The sequence below is a fragment of the Desulfocurvus vexinensis DSM 17965 genome, from assembly GCF_000519125.1.
GTDB lineage: Bacteria > Desulfobacterota > Desulfovibrionia > Desulfovibrionales > Desulfovibrionaceae > Desulfocurvus > Desulfocurvus vexinensis.
Map to the genome: position 1 here is coordinate 1 of NZ_JAEX01000055.1, position 1277 is coordinate 1277.

Sequence of the window (1277 nt, forward strand, 5' to 3'; positions counted from 1 at the left end):
TTGACGGTCGGTTTCTTCTGGTAGACCGGACGTTCGCCCTTGGGCAACGTGTGCTTGGTGAGCAGCAGCGAGGAGATCTCCTTGCGCTTGATCTCCTGTTCGATGGGCGCGGCGATGGCGGCGGCAAGCGCCCGCATGCCTTCGGGCGACTCGAGAGCCTCGCTCATGAGCCGCGCCATGGTTTCCATGTATTCCTGGGAATGGATCTTCAACTGATTGGTTTTCATGTGCGTTGGCTCCTTGGGTTAGACGAGCAGGCGGAATTTGAGGACGCCGCTCTGTACGGAAATGGCGTGGGCGACGACGTGCTCTCCGGCCGCGACGCCGTTGGTCAGCCGACCGCTCGCCGAAACTTTCAGGTCGTCTCCGGCGACGACGGTCCCTTCGAAGGCGTCGGTCTCGTAAACGCCGCCGTCACAATAGATGCCGGGCATTTCGCCACCGGCGTAATCCTTGATCAGGATGCCGAAGGAGCGTTTGGTGGGATCGGTGTTGACGGCGAACAGGTCGTCGCCGACCACGCGGACCACCTGGCCGAGCTGGCCATCGCCCTGGATGTGACCGTCGCCATAGGCGAGGCTGCGGTGACACGGATTGATGAATGACATGGTGTTTCCTCCTTATGCGTTGATTTGCGAGTGTTCGGGAGAGTCCTCGCCGACACGGTTGCGGTAAGCGGCCATGAACCCGTCGCGCAGACGGTCCTCGAGCGACACCTTGCGGTCGTCCACATCGTGGGGCCTGACACCGGCGTCGCTGCGCAGCGGGGTTTCCGTCGATGCCTTGGCGGCGGGCTTGCCGCCCTGGTCGCTGTCAGCGGGTTTCTCTTCCTTGTCCTTGTCCGCCTTGGCCGACTTGGGCAGGCGCTCATAAGCGGCTTCGGTGGCGGCGAAGGCTTCGTCGGACAGTTCGGCCAGGCGTTTCAGCTCGGCTTCCCGGTCCTCATCGGACGCAAAGGAGAGCCCCTGCTTCTCCAGCCGGGTGAGCAGTTTTTTGGCCCGGGAGCGGCAAGCGGCCGCCTTTTGTTCGGCTTCCAATTCCTGGACGCGCTTCTGCAGCTCGGCGACCTGGGCCTTGAGCTGCCGGTTTTCCTTTTCCAGGTCGGAAACGCGGGCAGGATCGCCTTCCTGCTGGGCCGGTTTCTTCTTGGCCGCGTCAGATTCAGTCTTGGCGGCCGGGTCTTCGGTAGGTTTGGTTTTGTCTTCCATCGTGGAATCTCCTTCGGGTTGGGATTGGTCGGGCTGGCTCTGAAGGGACGCCACCTGCAGAATCCTGGC

The 1277-nt window shown here is 62.6% G+C and carries 2 protein-coding genes and 1 pseudogene; all 3 read right to left on the reverse strand.

Translation table 11 applies throughout. The features are described from left to right. Positions 1–227, reverse strand: a pseudogene (locus tag G495_RS19500) (HK97-fold major capsid protein); the annotation flags it as partial. 18 nt (positions 228–245) lie between these two features. Next, the gene (locus tag G495_RS0114555; RefSeq protein WP_027182227.1) at positions 246–608 is read right to left on the reverse strand and encodes a hypothetical protein; all 363 of its coding nucleotides are present in this window, start codon (positions 606–608) and stop codon (positions 246–248) included. A 12-nt stretch (positions 609–620) separates the two neighbouring features. Beyond that, positions 621–1208, reverse strand: a complete 588-nt coding sequence (locus G495_RS0114560) for a hypothetical protein (RefSeq protein ID WP_028588367.1) — start codon at positions 1206–1208, stop codon at positions 621–623. Positions 1209–1277 lie beyond the last annotated feature (69 nt).